Annotated in this window: 12 protein-coding genes; 8 read left to right on the top strand and 4 right to left on the bottom strand. The window is 72.3% G+C overall.

The features are described 5' to 3' along the window. Positions 1–40: 40 nt before the first annotated feature. Positions 41–910: a 3-methyl-2-oxobutanoate hydroxymethyltransferase gene (gene panB, locus ACFVSN_RS23300; RefSeq protein WP_387956497.1), complete on the bottom strand. Its 870-nt coding sequence runs from the start codon at positions 908–910 to the stop codon at positions 41–43. A gap of 262 nt (positions 911–1,172) precedes the next feature. On the opposite strand from panB, the gene ACFVSN_RS23295 reads away from it, so the two are divergent. The 3 genes from ACFVSN_RS23295 (at position 1,173) to ACFVSN_RS23285 (ending at position 4,855) form a co-directional block, all read left to right on the top strand. Further along, a complete protein-coding gene (locus tag ACFVSN_RS23295; RefSeq protein WP_380443443.1) occupies positions 1,173–2,783 on the top strand; it encodes an MFS transporter in 1,611 nt (536 codons plus the stop codon). A 162-nt stretch (positions 2,784–2,945) separates the two neighbouring features. Then, positions 2,946–3,578, top strand: a complete 633-nt coding sequence (locus tag ACFVSN_RS23290) for a TetR/AcrR family transcriptional regulator (RefSeq protein ID WP_380443445.1) — start codon at positions 2,946–2,948, stop codon at positions 3,576–3,578. Between the two features lie 212 nt (positions 3,579–3,790). Next, positions 3,791–4,855 carry an endonuclease/exonuclease/phosphatase family protein gene (locus ACFVSN_RS23285; RefSeq protein WP_380443447.1) on the top strand — a complete coding sequence of 355 codons (1,065 nt, stop codon included), beginning with the start codon at positions 3,791–3,793 and terminating at the stop codon, positions 4,853–4,855. A 3-nt stretch (positions 4,856–4,858) separates the two neighbouring features. Here ACFVSN_RS23285 and ACFVSN_RS23280 read toward each other — a convergent pair whose 3' ends face one another. Then, positions 4,859–6,613 carry an NAD+ synthase gene (locus ACFVSN_RS23280; protein ID WP_380443449.1) on the bottom strand — a complete coding sequence of 585 codons (1,755 nt, stop codon included), beginning with the start codon at positions 6,611–6,613 and terminating at the stop codon, positions 4,859–4,861. A 164-nt stretch (positions 6,614–6,777) separates the two neighbouring features. Here ACFVSN_RS23280 and ACFVSN_RS23275 point away from each other — a divergent pair, with 164 nt between their 5' ends. Next, a complete protein-coding gene (locus ACFVSN_RS23275) occupies positions 6,778–8,139 on the top strand; it encodes a glutamine synthetase family protein (RefSeq protein ID WP_380443451.1) in 1,362 nt (453 codons plus the stop codon). Between the two features lie 178 nt (positions 8,140–8,317). Further along, entirely contained in the window at positions 8,318–9,034 is a 717-nt protein-coding gene (locus ACFVSN_RS23270; protein WP_380443453.1) for a class E sortase, read from the top strand. A gap of 25 nt (positions 9,035–9,059) precedes the next feature. Here the strand turns inward: ACFVSN_RS23270 and ACFVSN_RS23265 are convergent, their stop codons facing one another. Then, positions 9,060–9,857 carry a beta-glucanase gene (locus tag ACFVSN_RS23265; protein ID WP_380443455.1) on the bottom strand — a complete coding sequence of 266 codons (798 nt, stop codon included), beginning with the start codon at positions 9,855–9,857 and terminating at the stop codon, positions 9,060–9,062. A 336-nt stretch (positions 9,858–10,193) separates the two neighbouring features. On the opposite strand from ACFVSN_RS23265, the gene ACFVSN_RS23260 reads away from it, so the two are divergent. Next, a complete protein-coding gene (locus tag ACFVSN_RS23260; RefSeq protein ID WP_380443457.1) occupies positions 10,194–11,420 on the top strand; it encodes a glycosyltransferase in 1,227 nt (408 codons plus the stop codon). Between the two features lie 117 nt (positions 11,421–11,537). Next, positions 11,538–14,585 (top strand): bifunctional [glutamine synthetase] adenylyltransferase/[glutamine synthetase]-adenylyl-L-tyrosine phosphorylase, encoded by a 3,048-nt coding sequence (locus ACFVSN_RS23255; protein WP_387956570.1) that lies wholly within the window; start codon positions 11,538–11,540, stop codon positions 14,583–14,585. Between the two features lie 75 nt (positions 14,586–14,660). Here ACFVSN_RS23255 and ACFVSN_RS23250 read toward each other — a convergent pair whose 3' ends face one another. Continuing rightward, the gene (locus ACFVSN_RS23250; protein WP_380443459.1) at positions 14,661–15,623 is read right to left on the bottom strand and encodes a phosphatase PAP2 family protein; all 963 of its coding nucleotides are present in this window, start codon (positions 15,621–15,623) and stop codon (positions 14,661–14,663) included. Between the two features lie 327 nt (positions 15,624–15,950). On the opposite strand from ACFVSN_RS23250, the gene pulA reads away from it, so the two are divergent. Beyond that, a complete protein-coding gene (gene pulA / locus ACFVSN_RS23245; protein ID WP_387595894.1) occupies positions 15,951–21,452 on the top strand; it encodes a pullulanase-type alpha-1,6-glucosidase in 5,502 nt (1,833 codons plus the stop codon). Positions 21,453–21,987: the final 535 nt, after the last annotated feature.

Here is a 21,987-nt window from a genome sequence, read left to right as displayed (position 1 = left end):
CCCGCTCCCGGGGCGGGGAGCGGGGCCGGCCGGCGGCGCGTCAGTGGAAGCTGTGCTCGGCCGCGGGGAAGGTGCCGGCGCGGACGTCCTCGGCGTACGCGCGGGCGGCGTCGCCGAGGACGGCCCGCAGGTTGGCGTACTGCTTGACGAACTTGGGCACCCGGCCGGCGGTCATGCCGGCCATGTCGGTCCAGACCAGGACCTGGGCGTCGGTGTCGGGCCCGCCGCCGATGCCGACGGTCGGGATCGCGAGCTGCTCGGTGACCTGCTTGGCCAGTTCGGCGGGCACCGCCTCCAGCACGACCGAGAAGGCGCCGGCCTGCTGGACGGCCTTCGCGTCGCGCAGCAGCTGGTGCGCCGCCTCGTCGCCGCGGCCCTGGACCGGGTAGCCGCCGAGGGCGTGCACGGACTGCGGGGTGAGGCCGATGTGCGCCATCACCGGGACGCCGGCCTCGGTCAGGAGCTCGATCGAACGGGCGCTGCGCTCGCCGCCCTCCAGCTTGACCGCGCCGACGCCGGCCTCCTTCATCAGGCGGGCGGCGTTGTGCATGGCCTGGGCGGGGGACTCCTGGTAGGAGCCGAACGGCAGGTCGGCGACGACCATCGCGCGCTTGGTGCCGCGGACGACGGCGGCGGAGAGCATCACCATCTGATCCATGGTCACCGGGACGGTGGTCTCGTAGCCGAGGTGGCAGTTGCCGGCCGAGTCGCCGACCAGGAGGACGGGGATGCCGGCCTCGTCGAACACGCCCGCGGTGAGGGCGTCGTAGGCGGTGAGCATGGACCACTTCTCGCCGCGCTGCTTGGCGGCGGCGAGGTCGCGGACGGTGACGCGTCGGTTGGTGACCCCGCCGTAGAGGGTGGCGGGCGACACCTGGTTCTGGGCAGGCGAAGGCGAAGAAGCGTTCATCGAACAGGCTCCTGAAGGGTTGTCGTCTCGTGGCGCCGTACGGCGTCCCCGGATCCCCTCCATGCTTGCACGCCCGGACGGCTGCGCAAAGACAGGTGCACAGGGCCCGGTGCGATCTGCGGCACACCGGGGGTCTTTGCCGCCATTTTGCGATACGGCGTCGTCTCGTATCGAAAATGCGGTTACGCTGTTCGGGGGGTTACGAGACGTCCGCGGCTCGGAATTGCCCGCCAGTGCCACACCATCACGGACGGGAAGACCAATGACCACCGCAGCCGCGCCGCCCCGCGTGCCGGAAGCCATCCACCGCCGCCGCTGGGCGATCCTGAGCACCCTGGTGCTCGCCCTGCTCGTCGTCGTGCTCGACAACTCGATCCTCAACGTTGCGATGAAGACCATCGCGACCCCGGCGCCGGTCGGACTCGGCGCCACCCAGAGCGACCTGGAATGGTCGATCAACTCCTACACGCTGGTGTTCGCCGGGCTGCTCTTCACCTCGGGCCTGCTCGGCGACCGCTTCGGCCGCAAGCGCGCGCTGCTCGCCGGCATGGTCGTCTTCGGGATCGCCTCGCTGCTCTCCGCGATGGCCGGCACGCCCGGCCAACTCGTCGGCTTCCGCGCCCTGATGGGCGTCGGCGCCGCGCTCGCGATGCCCGCCACGCTGGCCATCATCATGAACGTCTTCGAGCGCTCCGAGCAGCCCAAGGCGATCGGCGTCTGGGCCGGCGCGGTCGGTCTCGCCATCGCCATCGGCCCGATCACCGGCGGCGTCCTGATCGAGCACTTCTGGTGGGGCTCGGTCTTCCTGATCAACGTGCCGATCGTCATCGTCGCGGTGATCGCGATGGTGATCCTGGTGCCGGAGTCCAAGGACCCGAACCCGGGCCGGCTCGACCCGGTCGGCGTACTGCTGTCGATCATCGGCCTGGTCGCGCTGATCTTCGGCATCATCAAGGGCGGCGAGCTCGCCGACTTCACCGATGTGCAGGCCTGGGGGCCGGTGCTGATCGGCCTGGTGGCCCTGGCCGCATTCGTCTGGTTCGAGCGCCGCACCGCACACCCCGCGCTGGACGTCACGTGGTTCCGCAACAAGGTGTTCAGCGCCTCCGTGGTCGTGGTCGGCGTCGTGTTCTTCGCGCTGATGGGCGTCTCGTTCTTCGGCGTCTTCTACATCCAGAGCGTGCGCGGCTACAGTGCGCTGCAGGCCGGTCTGCTGATGCTCCCGCTGGCCGCCGCCCAGCTGGTGTTCGCGCCCCGGGCCCGGCTCGTGGTCGACCGCTTCGGCGTCGCCGCCACCGCCGCCGTCGGCATGCTGCTGATCGCGGCCGGCTTCGTCGGCTACGCCGTGCTGACCGCCACCACGCCGATCTGGGTGCTGATCGTGCTCGGCCTGCTCATGGGCGCCGGCATGGCCCACGTCATGCCGCCGGTCACCGTCGCGATCATGGGCTCGCTGCCCCGCGAGAAGGCGGGCGCGGGATCGGCCGTCAACAACACCTTCCGCCAGGTCGGCGGCTCGCTCGGCGTCGCCGTCCTCGGCGCGGTGCTCTCCACCGTCTACCGCGACCACATGAGCGACACCCTCGCCGGGTTCCCGGCGGAGCTGCGCGACAAGGCGGGCGAGTCCCTGGAGGCCACCCTGGCCATCGCCGGCCGGATGGGCCCCAAGGGCGCGGCGCTGCTCGGTCCCGCCGACGACGCGTTCATCAGCGCCATGCACGTGGTCGCCTCGCTCTCCGCGGGCATCACCGTGGCCGGCGCGCTGATCGCCTGGTTCCTGCTCCCGCGCAAGGCCGCCGGTCCCACCGGCGGGCCCGGTGCCGCGGCGCCCGAGGTCGCCGACCGCCGCGAGAGCGCGGTGGCCGACGCCTGACCGGCGGCCCACCTGAGCGACAATGAGTCCGAAGACGGGCCCTGAGCCCTGCCGCCCCGGGGGCACCCGGCGCGGCAGGGCCGCGGTCCGCCGCCACGGACCACCATCGGAGACAACGGAACGGCGCCCCCGCGCCCGCGCACATCCAGGGAGACCAGCGGGATGAAGACGGACACCCCGACCGCCGAGGCCGCGCCGACCTGCGCGGCCGTCCGCCGCGGCCGTCCGCGCAGCGAGGCCGCCGAGCTGGCCATCTTCACCGCGGTCGAGGACCTGATGGCGGGCGGTGCGAACCTGTCCGAGCTGACCATCGAGGGCATCGCCACCGCCGCCGGCGTCGGCAAGGCCACCATCTACCGGCGCTGGCCCAACAAGGAGGCCCTACTGGTCGACGTGGTCAGCCGGCTGGAGATCGCGATGCCGGAGCCGACCGGCGTCAGCGCCCGGGACGACCTGGTCGCGATGATCGACTACATGCGGCGGCGCGGCCTCGCCAAGCGCAGCCGCTGGATCCTCAAGGCCGCCTTCGGCCAGATGCACAGCCTGCCCGAGCTGCACAAGGCCTACCACGAGCGGGTGGTGCGGCCCCGGCGCGAGGCCGCGCTCGCGCTCGTGCGCCGGGCCGTCGACGAGGGCGTGCTCCGCGCCGACCTCGACATCGAGCTGCTCGGCGACCTCCTGATGGGCCCGATCCTCTACCGCAGCATCCTGTGGGACGACTCCGACCTGGAGGACCCGGAGCTGGCCGGCAAGATGATCGACGCCCTGCTCGACGGCCTCGCGCCCGGCGCCTGAACGCCGGTTCGTCCCCGTCCGTTCCCGTCCGCCCCCGGCGTGGCCTCGCTCACCAAAGCGGGCCACGCCGGAACCCGCTCCGGCGGCCCCGCGTCTGTCCCGGCATAGGCTGAGCCGGGATCCGATCAAACCGGCACCAGTCCGGCATGCCGCCCGTACCCCCACGGGCCGGGCGGCGGACGGGCGAGGGCACGAGCGAACGGGAGCCACGGATGACGCAGGCGGACAGGACCGACCGGGTGAGGGGCGAGGAGAGTGCCCCGGCCCCCGCGGGTGCCGCGCGCGTCCGGGGGGACCTGGGCGGACGCTTCCTGGGCCTGCGGCACTGGGGCCGGGACGGCCGCGGTGCCACCGCGTGGCGGCGCGGTCTCGTCGTCGCCGCGCTGGCCCTGGTCACCGGCCTCCTGCTGGGCTTCCACGCCGACGTGCCGAACAGTCCCGGCAACCTCGGCAGCCTCCTGGAGACGTTCCTGCCCTGGCTCGGCCTGGCCGTGCCGGTGCTGCTCGTACCCGCGCTGCTGCGGCGCTCGGCCACCGCGCTGATCGCCCTGCTGGTGCCCGCGGTGCTGTGGGTCAACCTCTTCGGCGGCCTGGTCACCGACAAGAGCGGCGGCCAGGGCGACTGGACGGTGGTCACCCACAACGTGGCCGCCGGCAACACCGACGTGCCGGGCACCGTCCGCAACCTGGTGGACTCGGGCGCGCAGATCGTCGCCCTCCAGGAGCTGGCCGGCAAGGCGCTGCGCGGCTACGAGACCGGCCTCGCGCCGGCGTACCCGTACCACGCGGTCGAGGGCACCGTCGGCCTGTGGTCGAAGTACCCGATCGCCGACGTCCAGCCGGTGGACCTCAGGATGGGCTGGACCCGGGCCTTCCGGGCCGAGGTCACCACCCCGCAGGGCCCGGTCGCGGTGTACGTCGCGCACCTGCCGTCCGTCCGCCTGAAGGCCGAGGGCGGCTTCACCGTCGCCCAGCGGGACGTCAGCGCGCAGGCCCTCGGGGACGCGATCCAGGCCGAGCGGCTCAAGAAGGTGCTGCTGCTCGGCGACCTCAACGGCACGATGAACGACCGCAGCCTGGCGCCCGTCACCTCGCAGATGCGCTCGGCCCAGGGCGCGGCGGGGGACGGCTTCGGCTTCAGCTGGCCGTCGTCCTTCCCGATGGCGCGGATCGACCAGATCATGAGCAAGGGCGGCCTGCGCCCGGTCGAGTCCCGCACCCTGCCCCGGGACGGCAGCGACCACCTCGCGGTGGCCGCCGCCTACCGGTTCCAGTGATCCCTAGCCGCGCCGCCAGCGGTTGGTGATCGGCAGGCGGCGGTCCCGGCCGAAGTTCTTGACCGAGATCTTCGGGCCCGGCGGGTACTGGCGCCGCTTGTACTCGGCGGTGTCCACCAGTCGCACCACCCGGTCCACGACCGCCGGGTCGAAGCCGGCCGCGACGATCGCGTCCCGTCCCTCGTCGCCCTCGATGTAGCGGGCCAGCACGCTGTCCAGGAGGTCGTAGTCGGGCAGCGAGTCGCTGTCCACCTGGTCCGGGCGCAGCTCGGCGGACGGCGGCTTGGTGATCGTGTTCTCCGGGATCGGCGGCGCCTCGCCGCGCCGCTCGGCCTCCTCGTTGCGCCAGCGGGCGAGGCGGAAGATCAGCGACTTGTAGACGTCCTTGATCGGGCCGAACGCGCCCACCGAGTCGCCGTACAGGGTCGAGTAGCCGACCGCCAGCTCGCTCTTGTTGCCGGGCGCGAGCACGATGTGCCCCTCCTGGTTGGAGATCGCCATCAGCAGGGTGCCGCGCAGGCGGGACTGCAGGTTCTCCTCGGCCAGACCGGTCAGTTCGGTGGCCGCCAGGTAGGCGTCGAACATCGGGGCGATGGAGACCGTGCGGAAGTGCAGTCCGGTGCGGCGGGCCAGGTCGGCCGCGTCGTCCTTGGAGTGCTCGGAGGAGTAGCGGCTCGGCATCGAGACGCAGTACACGTTCTCGGCGCCGATCGCGTCGACCGCGATCGAGGCGACGAGCGCGGAGTCGATGCCGCCGGAGAGGCCGATCAGTACGGACGTGAAGCCGTTCTTGGTGGCGTACGCCCGGGTGCCGGAGACCAGCGCGGCCCAGATCTCGGCCTCGTCGGAGATCCGCGGCGCCACCTCGGCGGCGAGCTTCTCCGCGGGGGCGGGCCGCGGCTCGCCGCTCAGTTCGGTGCGCACCAGGTGCAGGCCGTCGGTCAGCAGCAGGCCGTCGGTGTGGTCGCTGCTCGCGGCCGGCAGGTCGAGGTCCAGCACCATCAGGTGCTCCTCGAACTGCGGGGAGCGGCCCAGTACTTCGCCGTCCGCGCCGACGACGATCGAGTCGCCGTCGAAGACCAGCTCGTCCTGGCCGCCGACCATGTTGACGTAGGCCAGGGTGCAGCCCGCCTCGGCGGCGCGGCGGCGCACCAGGTCGAGCCGCTGGTCGTCCTTGTTCCGCTCGTACGGCGAGCCGTTGATCACCAGCAGCAGGCCGGCCCCGGCCTCGCGGGCGGCGGTGACCCGGCCGCCGTCCTGCCAGATGTCCTCGCAGATCGCCAGAGCGACGTCCACGCCGTCCACCCGCAGTACCGGCAGCTGGTCGCCCGGGACGAACCAGCGGAACTCGTCGAACACGCCGTAGTTGGGCAGGTGGTGCTTGGCGAAGCGGGTCACCACCTCGCCCCCGTGCAGCACGGCCGCGCAGTTCTGCGGCGAGCCGGCCGGGCGGCCGAGGCGCGGGGAGGCGTGCTCGGAGCGCCCGAGGTAGCCGACCAAGACCGGCACCTCGCCCAGCCCTTCGGCGGCCAGCCGCCCGGCCAGCTCCACCAGTGCGGCCCGGGACGCCTCGACGAAGGAACGGCGCAGCGCGAGGTCCTCGACCGGGTAGCCGGTCAGGACCATCTCGGGGAACGCGACCAGCTGGGCGCCGGCCTCCACGGCCTGCTTGGTCCAGCGCACCACCTCATCGCTGTTGCGGGCGAGGTCACCGACCCAGGGGTCGATCTGGCTCAGGGCGAGACGGAGATTGGGCATGGTCCGCAGTGTAATCGTCGAACTGACGCAATGTCCTGGCAGGGGGGTCGGCACTGCCCTCGCGGCCGATGATCGGCCATGATGGGAGCAGTCGCTTCCCCTGGGTCCCTCGGGGGTCTTCCGCGCGTAACACGAGCGTAAAGAGCAGAGGTGAGACTGTCCCCATGGGCAAGCAGCAGCAGTTCGTGCTTCGGACGCTCGAAGAGCGTGACATCCGGTTCGTCCGGCTGTGGTTCACCGACGTGCTCGGGTTCCTGAAGTCGGTCGCGGTGGCACCGGCCGAGCTGGAACAGGCCTTCGAGGAAGGCATCGGCTTCGACGGGTCGGCGATCGAGGGCTTCGCCCGGGTGTACGAGTCCGACATGATCGCCAAGCCGGACCCGACCACCTTCCAGATCCTCCCGTGGCGCTCGGAGACGCCGGGCACCGCGCGGATGTTCTGCGACATCCTGATGCCGGACGGCTCGCCCTCCTTCGCCGACCCGCGCTTCGTGCTCAAGCGCACCCTGGAGAAGGCCTCCGAGCAGGGCTTCACGTTCTACACGCACCCGGAGATCGAGTTCTTCCTGCTGAAGAACCTGCCCGGCGACGGCACCCCGCCGATCCCCGCCGACCAGTCCGGGTACTTCGACCACACGCCGCGCGGCGTCGGCCACGACTTCCGCCGCCAGGCGATCACGATGCTGGAGTCGATGGGCATCTCGGTGGAGTTCTCCCACCACGAGGGCGCGCCCGGCCAGCAGGAGATCGACCTGCGCTACGCCGACGCGCTGTCGACGGCCGACAACATCATGACCTTCCGGCTGGTCATGAAGGAGGTCGCGCTGGAGCAGGGCGTGCACGCGAGCTTCATGCCGAAGCCGTTCTCGGACCACCCCGGTTCGGGCATGCACACCCACCTCTCGCTGTTCGAGGGCGACCGCAACGCGTTCCACGAGACCGGCGCCGAGTACCAGCTCTCCAAGGTCGGCCGCTCCTTCATCGCGGGACTGCTGAAGCACGCCGCCGAGACCGCCGCCGTCACCAACCAGTGGGTGAACTCCTACAAGCGCATCTGGGGCGGCTCCCAGCGCACCGCCGGCGCCGGCGGCGAGGCCCCGTCGTACATCTGCTGGGGCCACAACAACCGCTCGGCGCTGATCCGGGTGCCGATGTACAAGCCCGGCAAGCAGGGCTCGACCCGGGTCGAGGTCCGCTCGCTGGACACCGGCTGCAACCCGTACCTCGCCTACGCGGTGACGCTCGCGGCCGGCCTCAAGGGCATCGAGGAGGGCTACGAGCTCCCGCCCGGCGCCGACGACGACGTGTGGGCGCTCACCGACTCCGAGCGCCGCGCCCTGGGCATCCAGCCGATGCCGCAGAACCTCGGCGAGGCGATCGACCTGATGCAGCGCAGCGAGCTGGTCGCCGAGACGCTCGGCGAGCACGTCTTCGACTTCTTCCTGCGCAACAAGCGCCAGGAGTGGGAGGAGTACCGCTCCGAGGTCACCCCGTTCGAGCTGCGGAAGAACCTCCAGGTGCTCTGAACCGGCTCCCAGGCCCGCCCGGCGACCCACTGCCGGGCGGGCCTTCGCATGTTCCGGCGCGGCGGGTTACTGCATCCGGGGCGGTCCCGCCGCGCGGGCGTGTGTCGGCTTGCGGTGGCCGAGCGGGGCCGCTGGAGTGACGGCGATGGTCGGGCCGACGGCGTGAAGGAGGGCCGGGGTGGCGGAGCGGCGGAACGTCGGTGCGGTGGTGCGAGCGGGGGTACGAGGGCTGGGCGACCTGCTGCTGACCCTGGGCGTGGTGGTGGTGCTGTTCGCGGCGTACTCGGTCTGGTGGACCGACCTGGTGGCGAACCGGGAGGCGGACGGCGCCGCGGCCCGGCTGCGCGGCGACTGGGCGGTCGCCGCGGCCCCGCCCGCCACGCCGGCGCCCGGGTCCGAGCCGGCGCCGGACCACGGCGATCTCGGGTTCCTGCACGTGCCGGCCCTCGGCCGGGACTACCAGGTGCTGATCAGGCTCGGCACGGACGACGAGACCCTGGCGGAGGGCGTGGCCGGCGCGTACACCGTGCCGCACCGTTCGGTACCGCCGTGGGAGGGCGAGGGGAACTTCGCCCTGGCGGCGCACCGGGACGGCCACGGGGCCAAGTTCCACGACCTGGACCGGGTGGGTCCGGGCGACGCCGTGGTCGTCGAGACCAGGACCCGCTGGTACGTCTACCGGGTCGACGGCGTCCTGCCGGAGACCTCCCCGGACGACGTGGGCGTGATCGCGCCGGTGCCCGTCGGCTCGCCCTACACCTCGCCGGGGCGCTACATCACGCTGACGACGTGCACGCCGGCCTACACCTCGCTCTACCGTCTGGTGGTCTGGGGGAGCCTGGTCCGGGAGGAGGCGATGACACCCGGGCGGGTGCTGCCGGCGGAGCTGCGCTGAGCGGCACCCCGCCCGGACCACGCGGTCAGCGTCCCTTCAGGGGACGGTCGACCTTCATCAGGTCGGTCTCCATGGTGACCGGGTCGGTGCGGGACGGCGGGGCGTGGAAGGTCCCGTCGCCGATCGAGAGGTTGAGGATCAGGTAGGCGGCGAAGTCCGGTCCGACGCCCGTCCCGTCGGACCAGACCGCGGTGAGCCGGTCCTGGGAGGGCCCGACGTACCAGGTGTCCGTGTCGGTGCCGAGCCTGACCGCCACGTACACCCAGCGTTCGGGGCCGATGTCCGGGCCGGAGTAGACGGTGCTGCTGGGGCGCAGGTGGTTGACGAACTCGATCCGGTCCGGGTGGTCGGCGTACCACTCGAACAGGTCGAGCTCGTGGCCGCCGTCCTGCCAGGTCCACAGGCAGGGCCAGGCACCGGTGTCCGCGGCGGGCAGCCGGACGTGGACCGTCACGAGGTCGCCGGTGCGGAGCCGGAACCCGCTGCCGCCGGAGTCGCAGGAGTCGCCGGTGGTCAGCAGGCCGGTGTTCCAGGAGCCGTCCTCCGGGTGGGTGGCGGTGATGGTCAGGTGCCCGGAGGCGGTGCTCAGCGCGTCGGTGGTCAGCCGATCCTGTTTCCAACTGTTCGGATTGTCGGTGCAGTTGGCATACGCGGCGGTCTTCCAGCCCCAGGACCGACCCGGTCCGACGTCGAGGGTGTCGAACCGTTCCAGCAGCACCGTGGTGTCCCGTACCGGCCGGGAGAGGGGGGCGGCCGACGACGGGGTGGCCGTGCATGTCGCGACGACCGTCACCGCCATCGCCATCAGTATTCGAAGATCCATGGCGTCAGGATCGCCGTCGGACGATCGGCCCGCGCAGTGGGTGGAGCCGTCCGGATGAATTCCTCGTTCCCGCCCCGGTTCGCCCGTCGCGGATTGGTGTGTTAATGCTGTGGCCCGGCCCGGGCCGTGGTAGAAATCATGCGGGTTTTATGACGGTGGCCCAATGCTCGTTAATTCCTTCTGAATTCGCGAGTGAATTCACCGCAAGGGTTCGGACCAGCAGTGAGGAATATCTATGTACGGACTCGCTCATACCGGTGTCGCCTCGCTGGCATTGCTGGCGACCGGCGGTGCCGCCGCCGCGATCGGTGCGGCCGTGAAGTGGTTCGCCCGGCGGTGACCGAGTCGCTGACCGTGCTGATCCCGGCACACAACGAGGCGGACTTCATCGCTGACGCGGTGAAGTCCGCCTTCGCCCAGACGGTGGTGCCGCGCACCGTGCTGGTCATCGCGGACGCCTGCACCGACGACACGGCGGCGATCGCCGGGCGGTGCGGTGCCGAGGTGCTGGAGGTCGACCGGGGGAGCAAGCCGGAGGCGCTCAACCTTGCGCTCGCGCAGGTGACCACCGAGTTCGTGGCCCTGCTCGACGGGGACGGCTACTTCGCCTCCGACCGGGCACTGGAGACGTGCCTGGAGCGGATGAACGCCAAGGACTACGGCGGCGTCTGCATGTCCGTCACGCCGCACAGCGTGAAGGGCGTGTTCCAGCGCTCCCGCATGATCGAGTGGGCGGCGGCGCACCGGATGTCCCGGACGGTGGAGTCCTGGCACGGCTGGGTCGCCGTGCTGTCCGGCTGTGCGGGCGTGTACCGTACGGAGGCGGTCCGGGCGGTCGGCGGCTGGTCCACCGACAGCCTCTGCGAGGACGTCGAACTCGCGCTCAAGATGAACCGGGCGGGGCGCAAGGCGGGCTTCGTGGCGGGCGCCTACGTGTGCGTGCGCGACCCGGGCAGCTGGTCCGTCTACTGGGCGCAGAGCCACCGCTGGGCGGCTGGCTGGGCGCAGGCGCTGTACAAGCACCGCGGGCTTTTCCTCCGCAGCTGGGGATTCGCTCGGGTATTCGGTGCCATGCTCGTGGACAGTGCCCTGATGGCCATTGGATACCTTTCGCTGCTCTACCAGCTGGCCACCAGGTTCACCCATTTCGACGCTTTCCGCTGGATGGGCGTCTGGTTCCTGATGATGGTCGCCCTGACCTTCGGGACGGCCGCCCTGCAGATCGGCGTCCGGCGGACGCTCACCTGCTATCCGGCATATCTCGTGGTGGGCACCATGGGAACCGTGGTTTCCCTTTGGGTGATGTTCCGGGAATGGGTGCTGGGCCGGCACCTGACCTCCTGGACCGGTCGCCAGGGGCGGCGGGTCGTCATCACCCGGATGTCGGAGCGCAGACGGCTCGGCCTCACCCTCGCGGGTGTCGGCGCGGGCCTTCTCGGCACGGCTTCCGGCACCCTGCTGAACCGCGACTCCCTGGTCCTGACCGGCACGGCCGCGAGCGGTTCGGTCCTGCTGGCGGCCGTGCTCTGGTACCTGGTGAACCGGACGCAGGAGCAAGCCTGACGCCCTGACCCCACCCGCGCCACGGCCCCCGTGGCGCGGGTGGTCCGGCTCCTGGGAAGGTAGGTCCAGGGACCGCGCACCCGCGCGGGCGACCGGGCGGGCCGGGAGGGCATGGCGATGGCGATGGCGGAGGAGGGACAGCGAGCCGGGAGCCGGGTCAGCCGGCCGGAGATCCGGCTGGTGCGGCGCGGATTCACCGATCCCGCGCGGGCGGTCCGGCTGCTGGCGGGGCCGGGCCTGGAGGGCCTGGCCGACGACCCCGTCCTGCTGGACGCGCTCGGGACCACCGCCGACCCCGACCTCGCCCTGCTGGGCCTCGCCCGGCTGCTGGAGGCCGCCGACGAGGCCGACCGGCACACCCTGCGCGACACCCTCACCACCTCCAAGCCGCTGCGCGACCGCCTGCTCGGCGTCCTCGGCGCCTCCACCGCGCTCGGCGACCACCTCGCCCGGCACCCGCACGACTGGCACGCCCTGGTCACCTTCGAGCTGCGGGACATGCACCCCGGCCCGGAGGACTTCCGGCGGGCCCTCGCCGAGGGCGTCCGGCCGGGCGCGGCCCGCAGCCCGGCCGACGCGCTGCGCGTCGCCTACCGCCGCTGCCTGCTCGCGATCGCCGCCCGCGACCTCTCCGGCACCACCGACCTCGCGCAGACCGCCGCCGAACTCGCCGACCTCGCTGGCGCCACCCTGCAGACCGCCCTCGACCTCGCCGTCGAGCAGGACCCGCAGGCCGCCGCGGCCTGCCGGCTCGCCGTCATCGGCATGGGCAAGTGCGGCGGGCGCGAGCTCAACTACGTCTCCGACGTGGACGTCATCTTCGTGGCCGAACCGCCCGACCGGGTCGACGGGCAAGGGGCCGTCGACGAGCACGAGGCCGTCAAGGCCGCCACCCGGCTGGCCGCCGCGCTCACCCGGCTCTGCTCGGACACCACCGGCGAGGGCACCATCTGGCCGGTGGACGCCAACCTCCGCCCCGAGGGCCGCAACGGCCCGCTGGTGCGCACCCTGGCCAGCCACGTCGCGTACTACCAGCGCTGGGCCAAGACCTGGGAGTTCCAGGCGCTGCTCAAGGCCCGCCCGGTGGCCGGCGACACCGAGCTCGGCGCCGCGTACGTGGACGCGCTGGCCCCGATGGTGTGGCAGGCCGCCACCCGGGAGAACTTCGTCGCCGACGTGCAGCAGATGCGCCGCCGGGTGATCGACTCCATCCCCGTGACCGAGGTCGACCGCCAGCTCAAGCTCGGCCCCGGCGGGCTGCGCGACATCGAGTTCTCCGTCCAGCTGCTCCAGCTCGTGCACGGCCGCACCGATCCGGCGCTGCGCAGCGGCAACACCCTGGAGGCGCTGGCCGCGCTCTCCCGCGGCGGGTACGTCGGCCGGGCCGACGCCGCCTCGCTGGACACCGCCTACCGCTTCCTGCGCTCGCTGGAGCACCGCATCCAGCTGCACCGGCTGCGCCGCACCCACCTCATGCCGACCGGCGAGGAGGACCTGCGCCGGCTGGCCCGCTCGCTCGCCGGGCTGATCAACGGCGACACCCGCACCGACCCGGTCGCCGCGCTGCAGCGCGAGTGGAAGCGGCACGCCGTCGAGGTCCGGCGGCTGCACGAGAAGCTGTTCTACCGCCCGCTGCTCGACGCCGTCGCCGAACTGCCGCCCGGCGCGGCCGGGTTGACCCCGGACGCGGCCCGGGCCCGGCTGGAGGCGCTCGGCTACGCCGACCCGGCCGCCGCGCTGCGCCACCTCACCGCACTCGCCTCCGGGGTCAGCCGCAAGGCGGCGATCCAGCGCACGCTGCTGCCGGTGATGCTCGGCTGGTTCGCCGACTCGGCCGACCCGGACGCCGGACTGCTCAACTTCCGCCAGGTCTCCGACGCGCTCGGGCGCACCCCCTGGTACCTGCGCCTGCTGCGCGACGAGAGCGCCGCCGCCGAGCACCTGGCCCGGGTGCTGTCGGCCGGGCGGCTCGCCCCCGACCTGCTGCTGCGCGCACCCGAGGCGGTGGCCATGCTGGGCGACCCGCAGGGCCTGGAACCGCGCCGCCGGGCCGCCCTGGAGCAGGAGATACTGGCCGCCGTCGGCCGCGCCGGGAGCACCGCCGCGGCCGTCGCCGCCGCCCGTTCGGTGCGCCGCCGCGAGCTGTTCCGCACGGCCGCCGCGGACGTCCTCGGCCGCCTCGGCGACGACCCCGCCGAGGCCCTGGACACCGCGGGCGAGGCGCTCACCGCCCTCAACGCCGCCACCCTGCAGGGCGCGCTGCGGGCCTGCGTCGCCGGCTGGGAGGCCGAGCACGGGGACCTGCCCACCCGGATCGCCGTCATCGCGATGGGCCGGTTCGGCGGCCACGAACTGGGCTACGGCTCGGACGCGGACGTGCTCTTCGTCCACGAGCCCCTGCTCGGCTCGCTGGACCAGGACGCCGCCAAGGCCGCCCAGGCGGTCTGCAACGAGCTGCGCACGCTGCTCGCGGCGCCGTCCACCGAGCCCCCGCTGTTGGTCGACGCCGACCTGCGGCCCGAGGGGCGCAGCGGCCCGCTGGTGCGCACCCTCGCCTCGTACGCGGCGTACTACCGCCGGTGGTCGCACGCGTGGGAGAGCCAGGCGCTGCTGCGCGCCGAGCCGGTGGCCGGGGACGAGGAGCTCGGCGCGCGGTTCCGCCGGCTGATCGACCCGCTGCGCTACCCCGGCGACGGGGTGCCGGAGCGGGACCTCCTGGAGATCCGCCGGATCAAGGCCCGGATCGAGGCCGAGCGGCTGCCGCGCGGCGCCGACCCGACCACGCACACCAAGATCGGCCGCGGCGGGCTGGCGGACGTCGAGTGGACCGTCCAGCTGTTCCAGCTCCAGCACGGGCACGAGCTGCCGGGGCTGCGCACCACCCGGACCCGTGCGGCGCTGGCCGCCGCGGCCGGGGCCGGGCTGATCGGCGAGGAGGACGCGGCCGTGCTGGACGCGGCCTGGGTGCTGGCCTCCCGGGTGCGCGCGGCGGTGATGCTGGTGCGCGGCCGGCCGGGGGACAGCTTCCCCGGGGAGGCCAGGGAGCTGTCCGGGGTGGCGCGCTACCTCGGGTACGGCGCCGGGCACAGCGGGGAGCTGGTGGACGACTACCGGCGGACGACCCGGCGGGCCCGGGCGGTCGTGGAGCGGCTGTTCTACGGCTGAGCCGGGGTGGGCCGGGGTGGGCCGGAAACGCGGGAGGGGCCCCTCGTGGGGCCCCTCCGTACGTCTCTTCGCGGTCTAGCGGCGGCCGCTGCCGACGGCCGGCTCGCTCCACTGCTCGGGGACGGTGATCGGCTCCTCGGCCGTCTCCCGGGCGGGCACCCGCGGCAGCTTGTAGACCCACTCCTGGTAGATCCAGCGGGCGGCGAGGAAGCCCACCGTCAGGCAGATCTCGCCGCCGACGGCGTCCATCCAGAAGTGGTTGGCGGTCGAGATGATGACCACCAGCGTGGCCAGCGGGTACATCAGGCCGAGCACCCGGACCCATGTCCGGCGGGCCAGGAAGAAGATCGCCAGACCGCACCACATCGACCAGCCGATGTGCATCGAGGGCATGGCCGCGTACTGGTTGGAGACGTGCGCGGCGGGTCCGGAGGCCATCGAGCCCCAGGTGCCGTGGGCCTTCACGGTGTCGATGAAGCCGCCGTCGGTCATCAGCCGCGGCGGGGCCAGCGGGAAGAAGTAGAAGCCGACGAGGGCGATCCCGGTGGTGACGAACAGCACCGTGCGGGCGGCGACGTAGCGGCCGGGGTGGCTGCGGTAGAGCCAGACCAGCACGCCGATCGTGATGACGAAGTGCAGCGTCGCGTAGTAGTAGTTCATGCCCGTGATGAGCCAGCCGACGCCGTCCACGGCGTGGTTGACCGAGCGCTCGACCGCGACGCCGAGGTTCTGCTCCAGGTCCCAGATCCAGCGGGCGTGCTTCTGGGCTATCGCCGCCTGCTCCGGAACGGCGTTCCGGACGATCGAGTACAGCCAGTAGCTGATGCCGATCAGGGCGAGCTCGAACCAGATCCGCGGCCGGGCCGGCGAGCGGCGCTGGTCGCGGACGCGGTCGCGCAGGGCGGCGGTGCGCGAGCGGACGGCCCGGGTGGCTCCGTCGGGGCCGCCGGACGGGGCCTGGCGAGCTCCGGAACCACCACCGTGCGCCTGGTCGGCGCGCCGCGCGCCGGCTTGCTGGATCTCGGTCGGTTCCCCCATGGACGAGAAGTCTGCCAGACGTCCCGTAGCCGTCCGCTCATCCTCTGGAAGTGGATTCTTCACCGGCTGTCCCCCTTGAGGGTTAGGGGGCGACTCCCACCGGGGTAGGGGGTGAGGTCGGGTCTGGTGCTTACCGGTGGGACTGGCATACGTCCCATTGTCACGCCGACCGGTGCGGGGCGCGCAATCGGGGTGCCCGAGGCGTGCGCGGATCGGTCGTGCGCTGCACTTTCCCGGCACGAAACCATTTCTGCATCTTGCTGAAACATATTGCAGGCCGCTAGCTTCCAGGGAACTCGACCGCCCCTTCCCCTAAGGGAGCCCTCAGTGGCCGATACGCCGCTCAGCCCCCGGCGGAGCACCCCACGACGCAGACCCGGCCGCACGGCCGTCCTGCTCGCCGCCGCACTGACCGCCGCCACCCTCGGCGGCGCCCCCGCGGCCCTCGCCGCCGCCCCGCCCGCCCCGCCGTCGGACGCCGCACTGGCGGCCACCGCCGGGCGGCACGACCTCACCCGCGAGCAGTACTACTTCGTCCTGCCCGACCGCTTCGCCAACGGCGACCAGGCCAACGACACCGGCGGCATCACGGGCGGGCGGCTGGACAACGGCTTCGACCCCGCCGACAAGGGCTTCTACCACGGCGGCGACCTGGCCGGCCTGATCCAGAAGCTCGACTACATCCAGAACCTCGGCACCACCGCGATCTGGATGGCGCCGATCTTCAAGAACAAGCCCGTGCAGGGCACGGGGGACCAGGCGTCCGCCGGCTACCACGGCTACTGGATCACCGACTTCACCCAGGTCGACCCGCACTTCGGTACCAACGACCAGCTGAAGGAGCTGATAGCCAAGGCGCACGCCCGCGGCATCAAGGTCTTCTTCGACGTCATCACCAACCACACCGCCGACGTCATCGACGACGCCGAGCAGCAGCACGCCTACCGCTCGACCGGCGCCTACCCGACGCTCGACGCCGACGGCAACCCGGTCGACGAGACGGCCGTGGCCGACAGCGGAGCCCCCTGGCCGAAGATCACCAAGGACTCCTTCCCCTACACCCCGGTCTTCCGCACCCCCGCCGACGCGACCGCCAAGAGCCCGTCCTGGCTCAACGACCCGTCGCTCTACCACAACCGCGGCGACTCGACCTTCGTCGGCGAGTCCGCGACCGAGGGCGACTTCAGCGGGCTCGACGACCTCGACACCCAGAACCCCCGCGTGGTGAAGGGCTTCGAGAAGGTCTACGAGCAGTGGGTGAAGGACGCCGGCGTGGACGGCTTCCGGATCGACACCGTCAAGCACGTCAACATGGCCTTCTGGCAGCAGTGGGCGCCGGCGCTCAAGGACTTCGCCGCCAAGCAGGGCAACAAGAAGTTCTTCATGTTCGGCGAGGTCTACTCCGGCGACCCGGCGGTCACCTCGCCGTACGTCACCAAGGGCCGGCTCCAGGCCACGCTCGACTTCCCGTTCCAGGGCGCCGCGCGCTCGTACGTCTCGCAAGGCGGCTCGGCGAAGAACCTCGCCGACGTCTACGGCCAGGACTACCGCTACACCAGCGCCGACACCGACGCGTACGAGCTGCCGACCTTCCTCGGCAACCACGACATGGGCCGCTTCGGCTCCTTCCTCCTCGCCGACAACCCGGGCGCCGACGACACCACCCTCCTGAAGAAGGACCGGCTCGGCAACGAGCTGCAGTTCCTCACCCGCGGGCAGCCCGTCGTCTACTACGGCGACGAGCAGGGCTTCACCGGCGCGGGCGGCGACAAGGACGCCCGGCAGGACATGTTCGCCTCGCGGACGGCGTCCTACAACGCCGACCGCGTGCTCGGCGGCGCCCCTGGACCGGCCGACCGGTACGGGCAGGGCGGCGAGCTCTACCAGGGCATCGCCGGCCTCGCCAAGCTGCGCCGCGACAACCCGGCGCTCGCCGACGGCGCCCAGATCGAGCGGTACGCCGCCGACGGCGCGGGCGTGTACGCGTTCTCCCGGATCGACGCCGGGCAGCAGGTCGAGTACCTGGTGGCGGTCAACAACGCCACCGAGGCGAAGACGGTCACCCTGGACACGTTCTCCGCCGGGATGGGCTTCGACCGCATCTACCCGTCGGCGGGGGAGCACCTGACCAGCGGCGCCGACCGCAAGGCGACCGTCACCGTGCCCGCGCTGTCGTCCGTCGTCTACAAGGCGGGCGCCAGGCTCGCGCCGGTCGCCGCCGCGCCGCAGCTCTCGGTGCAGCCGCCCGCGGACGGCTCGACCGGGCTCGTGACGATCGGCGCGAAGACGGACGGCGGCTTCAACCGCGTCACGTTCACCGGGCAGATCGGCGACGGGCCCTGGCAGACGCTCGGCACCGCCGACACCGGGAAGTACGCCGTCACCCAGGACCTGAGCGCCGTCGCCCCCGGCACGGTCGTCCGCTACAAGGCCGTCGTGCAGGACTCCAGTGGGCACCTGCGCTCCGCCACCGCGAGCTTCACCACCGGCACCCCGGCGCCCAAGCCCGTACCCACGGCCACCGCGCGCCCGTACGCCGTCGTGCACTACAACCGGCCGGACGGGAACTACGACGGCTGGAACCTCTACGCCTGGGGCGACCTCGCGGACGGCGAGTCGACCCAGTGGCCGGCCGGGCACGGCTTCACCGGCCGGGACGCGTACGGCGCCTTCGCGTACGTGCGGCTCAAGCCGGGCGCGTCGGACGTCGGGTTCATCGTCGAGAAGGACGGCGTCAAGGATGTCGACGCCGACCGGCACATCGACGTGGGCAGCACCGGCGAGGTCTGGGTCAAGCAGGGCGACCCGGCCGTGCGGACCACCGACCCCGGCCCGACGAGCACCCCGCCGGCCGGTACCGCCGTCATCCACTACAACCGGGCCGACGGCGCCTACGACGGCTGGGGCCTGCACGACTGGACCGGCGCCGCGAACCCCACCGACTGGGGCAAGCCGCTGATGCCGGCCCGCCGCGACGCCTTTGGCGACGTCTTCGAGGTGCCCCTCGCCCCCGGGGCGACCAGCCTCAGCTACATCCTCCACAACGGCAACGACAAGGACCTCCCGGGCGACCAGTCGCTGGACTTCGCGGTCAACGGCCGGGAAGTGTGGATCCTCGGCGGCCGCGAGGGCTACCTCCTGCCCCAGAACGCCGCCGCCTCCTCGCAGTTGGACCCCGGCACCGCCAAGGCGCAGTGGATCGACGCGAAGACCGTCGTCGTCCCCGCGAACTACGGCGCCGCCGACGCGGCGCTCGCCGGCGGCACCAGCGCCCAGCTCGTCTACGACCCCGCGGGCGGCATCCGCGCCGACAAGGGCGTGCTGACCAAGCCGGGCAAGTGGATCCGGCTCACCCCCGCCCAGGGCGGGCTGACCGACGTGCAGAAGGCCAAGTTCCCGCACCTGGCGGGCTACCGGGCCTTCACCGTGGATGCCCGGGACGCCGCGCGCGTGCCCGCCGCGCTGCGCAGCCAACTGCTGTTCACCGAACACCTGCCGAGCGGGGCCGCGTTGGCCGCGACCGGCGTGCAGATCCCGGGCGTGCTGGACGACTTGTACGCGGGGAAGGCCGGCCGGGTGGACTTCGGCCCGGCCTACTACGACGGCAAGGTCGCGCTGTCCGTGTGGGCGCCGACCGCGCAGGACGTGTCCGTCCAGGTCTTCGACAGCGCCACCGGGGGCACTCCCAGGACGCTGCCGCTGAAGCCGGACGACGAGACCGGTGTGTGGGAAGTCGTCCGCGACAAGGCCGAGTTGGACGGCAAGTACTACCTGTACCAGGTGAAGGTCTGGGCGCCCTCGGTGCAGCAGACCGTCGTCAACACCGTCACCGACCCGTACTCGGTCGCGCTGTCCGCCGACTCCAGGCGCAGCCTGGTGGCGAACCTCGACGCCAAGGAGCTCAAGCCCGCGGGCTGGGAGGACCAGAACGTCCCGGCGGCCGTCCCGCCGGCGAAGCAGCGGATCCAGGAGCTGCACGTCCGCGACTTCTCGGTCGAGGACGCCACCGTCCCCGCCGCCGAGCGCGGCACCTACCTGGCGTTCACCGAGTCGAACTCGGCCGGGATGCAGCACCTGCGCGACCTCGCCAAGGCCGGTGTGACCACGGTCCACCTGCTGCCGACCTTCGACATCGCGTCCATCCCGAAGGACAAGGCCGGGCAGAAGCTGCCGCCCTGCGACCTCAAGTCCCTTCCGCCGGACGGCCCGAAGCAGCAGGAGTGCGTGGCCGCCGTCGCCGCGGACGACGCGTACAACTGGGGGTACGACCCGCTGCACTACAACGTGCCGGAGGGCACGTACGCCACGGACCCGACCGGGACCGCCCGCACGGTGCAGTTCCGGCGGATGGTGCAGGCCATGCACGAGGCCGGGCTGCGCGTCGTGCTGGACGTCGTCTTCAACCACACCGCCGCCAGCGGCCAGGACGGGAACTCGGTGCTGGACCGGGTGGTGCCCGGCTACTACCAGCGGCTGGACGCCAACGGCAAGGTGACGACGGACAGTTGCTGCTCCGACACCGCGCCCGAGCACGCCATGATGAACCGGCTCGTCGTCGACTCGGTCACGCTGTGGGCGCGCGAGTACCGCGTCGACGGCTTCCGCTTCGACCTGATGGGCCTCGACCCGAAGTCGACCATGCTCGACGTGCAGGCCGCGCTGCGGAAGATGACGCCGGACTCGGACGGCGTCGACGGGAAGAACGTCTTCCTGTACGGCGAGGGCTGGAACTTCGGCACGGTGGCCAACGACGCCCGGTTCGTCCAGGCCACCCAGGCCAACATGGCCGGCACCGGCATCGCGACCTTCGACGACCGGATGCGCGACGCCGCCCGCGGCGGCAACTTCATGCTCGGCTCCGCGCCGCAGCAGGGCTTCGCCTCGGGCCTGTACACCGACCCGAACGGCTCGCCCGCCAACGGCACCCCCGACCAGCAGAAGGCCCGGCTCCTGCACGAGATGGACCAGCTGAAGGTCGGGCTGACCGGCAACCTGGCCGGCTACGCGTTCACCGACAGCTCCGGCAAGCCCGTCACCGGCGCCCAGGTCGACTACAACGGCGCCCCGACCGGGTACGCGAGCAGGCCGGGCGAGGCGGTGGAGTACGTGGACGCCCACGACAACACCGACCTGTTCGACGCCCTCGCCTACAAGCTGCCCACCGGCACCGCCCCCGCCGACCGGGCCCGGATGCAGGCGCTCGGGCTCTCGCTCACCGCGCTCACCCAGGGCGCCGGCTTCGCCCAGGCGGGCAGCGACCTGCTGCGCTCGAAGTCGCTCGACTCGAACTCCTACAACTCGGGCGACTGGTTCAACGCGATCCACTGGAGTGCCGCGGACGGCAACGGCTGGGGCCGCGGCCTGCCGATGGCGGCGGACAACAAGGAGCTCTGGCCGACGGCCCAATCGCTCCTGGCCAACCCGAAGCTGACCGTCGGCGCGGACGACATCCGGGCGACCACGGCGCAGTTCCAGGACTTCCTGCGGATCAAGCGGTCCTCGCCGCTGTTCTCCCTGCCGACCCTCGCCGACGTCCAGCAGCGGCTGTCCTACCCGCTCTCCGGCACCGCCGCCGAGACGCCCGGGGTGATCACCCTGCACCTGGACGGCACCGGTCTGGCCGGCGCCGAGAAGGGTGTCACCGTGGTCTTCAACGCCACGCCCACGGCGCAGAGCCAGACGGTCTCCGCGCTGAAGGGGACGGCCCAGGCGCTGCACCCCGTCCAGGCGGGCGGCGCGGACCCGGTGATCAAGCAGTCCGGCTTCGACGCCGCGACCGGCACGTTCACCGTGCCCGGCCGCACCGTGGCGGTGTTCGTCCAGGGCTGACGACCTCCGACTCCCGGGCCCGGTACCGCCGTTGTGGCGGTGCCGGGCCCGGGTCCGTTCGGGGTCCGTACCGGGCTCGTGCCGGGTTCGTTCCCGGGGCCGCTCGAAATGGCCGGAACCGCGCGGTGGCACGGCCGGAATGGTGACGTGTCGGGCCCCGCGGACGCTGCGCCCCGGCCGGGCGGTCCGACGTCGGCCTGAGCGCTGGTCAGTGCCGGTGCGGGGGACCCGAACAATTTGGCGCTCATGAAAACCGTTGTTGTAAGTGCCTTTACCTGTAACGCGGTTGAAGCACTTCGCGATTGCCCGGTGCGGACTCGAATCGGCCAAACCATGGCATGCATCTGTCATTAACGGCTCATTTGCTGCCACGATTCCCCCTGCTGCGGACGAGGGACCCCCCAACTCTCCCTCCCCGCGGCGGCTTTCCCCGTGCGCACCTCTGCACGCACCGCACACCTGCACTCCTCTGCACCTGACTCTGTGAGCACCGCTGCACCCCTGGCGCACACCGCCGCCGGGGGCCCCCACTGCG

This window comes from Kitasatospora sp. NPDC057904, from assembly GCF_042887925.1.
Classification (GTDB): Bacteria; Actinomycetota; Actinomycetes; order Streptomycetales; family Streptomycetaceae; genus Kitasatospora.
Note: the sequence above shows the minus strand (reverse complement) of the source record. Positions and strands in the feature narration are given on the sequence as shown.

Excerpts from the sequence above, each read along its gene's own strand:
- panB (WP_387956497.1), bottom strand. The coding sequence starts at position 910 with ATGAACGCTTCTTCGCCTTCGCCTGCCCAGAACCAGGTGTCGCCCGCC.
- ACFVSN_RS23295 (WP_380443443.1), top strand. The coding sequence starts at position 1,173 with ATGACCACCGCAGCCGCGCCGCCCCGCGTGCCGGAAGCCATCCACCGC.
- ACFVSN_RS23290 (WP_380443445.1), top strand. The coding sequence starts at position 2,946 with ATGAAGACGGACACCCCGACCGCCGAGGCCGCGCCGACCTGCGCGGCC.
- ACFVSN_RS23285 (WP_380443447.1), top strand. The coding sequence starts at position 3,791 with ATGACGCAGGCGGACAGGACCGACCGGGTGAGGGGCGAGGAGAGTGCC.
- ACFVSN_RS23280 (WP_380443449.1), bottom strand. The coding sequence starts at position 6,613 with ATGCCCAATCTCCGTCTCGCCCTGAGCCAGATCGACCCCTGGGTCGGT.
- ACFVSN_RS23275 (WP_380443451.1), top strand. The coding sequence starts at position 6,778 with ATGGGCAAGCAGCAGCAGTTCGTGCTTCGGACGCTCGAAGAGCGTGAC.
- ACFVSN_RS23265 (WP_380443455.1), bottom strand. The coding sequence starts at position 9,857 with ATGGATCTTCGAATACTGATGGCGATGGCGGTGACGGTCGTCGCGACA.
- ACFVSN_RS23255 (WP_387956570.1), top strand. The coding sequence starts at position 11,538 with ATGGCGATGGCGGAGGAGGGACAGCGAGCCGGGAGCCGGGTCAGCCGG.
- ACFVSN_RS23250 (WP_380443459.1), bottom strand. The coding sequence starts at position 15,623 with ATGGGGGAACCGACCGAGATCCAGCAAGCCGGCGCGCGGCGCGCCGAC.